General features: G+C 62.8%; 2 protein-coding genes and 1 pseudogene. 2 read left to right on the top strand and 1 reads right to left on the bottom strand.

Features of this window, described 5'->3' with window-relative positions; genetic code table 11:
- Nucleotides 1–243, top strand: a pseudogene (locus tag VIW95_RS13200) (2,3-bisphosphoglycerate-independent phosphoglycerate mutase); the annotation flags it as partial.
- A gap of 255 nt (nucleotides 244–498) precedes the next feature.
- On the opposite strand, the gene VIW95_RS13195 reads toward VIW95_RS13200, so the two are convergent.
- Nucleotides 499–2,580: a nitric oxide reductase activation protein NorD gene (locus VIW95_RS13195; protein ID WP_331587238.1), complete on the bottom strand. Its 2,082-nt coding sequence runs from the start codon at nucleotides 2,578–2,580 to the stop codon at nucleotides 499–501.
- 225 nt (nucleotides 2,581–2,805) lie between these two features.
- Here VIW95_RS13195 and VIW95_RS13190 point away from each other — a divergent pair.
- Nucleotides 2,806–2,985, top strand: a 180-nt coding sequence (locus VIW95_RS13190) for an SDR family NAD(P)-dependent oxidoreductase (protein WP_331587236.1), incomplete at its 3' end; no start/stop codon positions are given.

Below are 2,985 nucleotides of genomic sequence, written 5' to 3'. Positions count from 1 at the left end.
GTAGCACTTATCACGGCGGATCACGGCAACGCGGAGTTCATGGCCGATCCTGCGATCGGGCAGGCGCATACCGCGCACACAACGAACCCGGTGCCGTTGATTCTGTACGACCCGAAATTCAAAGGGCGGCTCAAGAACGGCGGCACGCTCGCGGATGTTGCGCCGACCCTGCTCGCAATGCTCGAAGTGAAAGCGCCGGCCGAGATGACAGGGCGCGATTTGAGGATCGATCGTGCGCGCTGATTCGGGATCTGGAGCACTAAAGAGGGCGCGCGGCGCGCGATTTCAGAGACCGGAACCGGCTTCGCGTGCGCGATGCTGTCCGAGGTCCTTCCTCCCTTCGCGTTGCTCAGGTCGTCAGGATGACACAAAAACGCGAAGCTGTTCGGAGGCCAGAAGCCATTTCCTGCCGCTCGCGTTGCTCGGTCTGTCGGGATGACAGTGGGGCTTGCGTTGCTCGCTCCGTCGGGATGACCTCTCCCGATTTGGACGGGGGAATTACCAGCGGATTACTTGCTCGTATATTTTTGGGAGCTGGCGCGGGAGTGACGCGATGTCCTCGATTACCAGGTAGCGCGAGGATTGGCACATCTGGCGCAAGTAGTCGTGGCCGGTTTTGTCCACCGTGATGCAGAACGGCAGCACGCCGGCCAGCTCGAGTTCTTTGAGCGCGACCATCGTGTCCTGGATGCCGTAAGCGTTCGAGCGGCGGTCGTGGCCGTAATCGAAATCCTGCGGGAAGCCGTCGCTCAGGAGGATCATGTGCTTGGCGCGCGAGGCGACGTCCTTGAATTTTTCGCGCACGTGGCGAATCGCCGCGCCCATCCGGGTTGAGCGCTTGGGTTCGACCGAACCGATGCGAGCCTTCACCTCGTCGCTCAGTTCCTGATCGAATTCCTTGATCACGTAGAACTCGACGTTGTCGCGGCCGTGGCCGGAGAAGCCCATGATCGCGTAGGCGTCGCCGATTTCCTCGAGCGCTTGCGCCATGATGACCAGCGCTTCCTTATTCACGTCGATGATCCGGCGCGGGCGATTGGCGGTTTGCGGGCGGCGCTGCCACGCCTTCATCCAGTCGTCCGCGTCGTCATCGTCGGTATGCTTGCGCGGCTCACGATGGACGGGCTCGTCGGTCGAGGCGGACATGTCGAGCAGGAACAGGGTGGCGACGTCGCGCGCTTCTTTCTTACGCGCCTTGTAGAAGCGGCCGTCGGGCGTCTCGCCCATCAGGCGCGCGACGCGAGCCTCGATGGTGCGGTCGATGTCGATTTCCTCGCCGTCCTCGAGTCCGCGAACCATCCGGTACGACGCGGGCCGGATGCGCTGAAAGTTACGCCGCACGCCGGGGAGCATTTCGGCGTAGCGGACGAGGGTGTTCTCGTAAAAGTCGCCCTCGTCGCCGGTCAGCGGAATTTCACGCAGCCGGCACCAGTTGCGACGGTAGTCGTTCAGCACGTAGTCCCATTCGTCGTAGGCGTAGTACGAATCCTGGCGGCCGCGGCCGATCATCAGGCGTCCCTGGCCGGTGACGGAGCCGACTTCGCCGAGCTGCTCGCGCATCTGCTCGAGCTCGCTGAGCTGCTTGCCGGTGAGCTGGGTCAGATACATGCCGTCGCCCTCGGCACTGCCGTCGCCCTGCGAGGGTTTGATCTCGGCGCCCTGCTCGATGAGCTTGCGCAATTCTTCTGGCGAGAGCGCCCTGCCCTGTCCGCCCTTGGATTGTTTGCCGGAGAAGTCCATCTGCACGTTCTGATCGGGCTCGCCGCCGCCGTCGCCCTGCTCGCCGTCTTCGCCTTCGCCGGCGGTCTGCGATTCCGAGCCCTTCATTCCTTTGATCAGGTCGTTGCGCATCCGCTCGGCTTCTTCTTCGGTGAGCGGATCGCCTTCGCCGCGCTCGCGCGCCTGCCGAATCAGTTCCTGGAGCCAATTGTAGAGCGCGCCGACCTGGCGGACGCTGGTCATCACGTCGGCGCCATCCTCGCGAACCGGGGCGAAGTGATGCGACGCCATCCGCACGAGCGGGGAGTCAAGGACTTCGCCGGCCGCCTCTAGATCGAGCGCCGCGCGCACCAGCATCGTGCTGAGCGACTGGGGATGGAGCCGCTCGAGGAGCGAGCGGTTGAGGCCCGCGATGCGCGGCGCGAGTCCCCGATAGCGTCGCGCGAGTTCGGCGTCGATGCGCGCCGACTCCGCCAGCCGCATCAGCGCGCCGGCCAGGCCGGGGTCGTCGAACGACGCGACGAAGCTGTCGATCGCCTCGACGCCGGTCTCGCCGCGCTCTTCGAAGCCCGCGATGTCGGCGAGCTTCAGCTTGAACGTGCCAAAGTCGTGACGCGCCGCGAGGTGCGCGGCGGTGACGAAATAATAAATGTATGCGTCGCCGCGAGTGCCGAACGGTTCGAGCCGCTCGGGCAGATAGATCATTTCGCCAGGCAGGAGCGGGTAGTGAAACGGCAGCATCGGGGCACCGTTGGCGAGCGAGTCGATGCGGAATTCAAGCGGGAACAGCATCCGCATGAATTTTGTCAGCACACCCTTGATTTCGAAGAGGTTCTGAGCTGTCTCGGGGACTTCAGGCATTGTCGTAATTGATTCTTGCAAGAACTGGTGTGGCGATCAATTTGAGGAACCTGACCGCTAACCCCTTCCCTCGAAGGATGGGGAACCGGATTCAAAAGGATTTGAGAAACATTTGAGTCGGGTTTGCCGAGCGAGGTGTTGTGCGCTTGACTCGAAAAATACGTACGTCCATATTTGATCGGTCAGGCGCAACTCATCCATAAAATCCCCTCCAAGGAGTTCACAATGAATACCCCCGTTGTTTTGATCACTGGCGCCCTCACGGGCATCGGACGTGCCACCGCGATCGCCTTCGCGCGCAAGGGCGCGCGCATCGTCATCTCCGGCCGCCGCGACGAAGTCGGCCAGAAATTAGTGGCTGAACTCCGCGAGCTCGGCGCCGAGGCCGAATATTGGCGTACCGAC

The organism is Binatus sp. (SeqCode) (assembly GCF_036522015.1).
Lineage (GTDB): Bacteria > Desulfobacterota > Binatia > Binatales > Binataceae > Binatus.
This window is presented reverse-complemented; position numbering and strand designations above follow the sequence as displayed.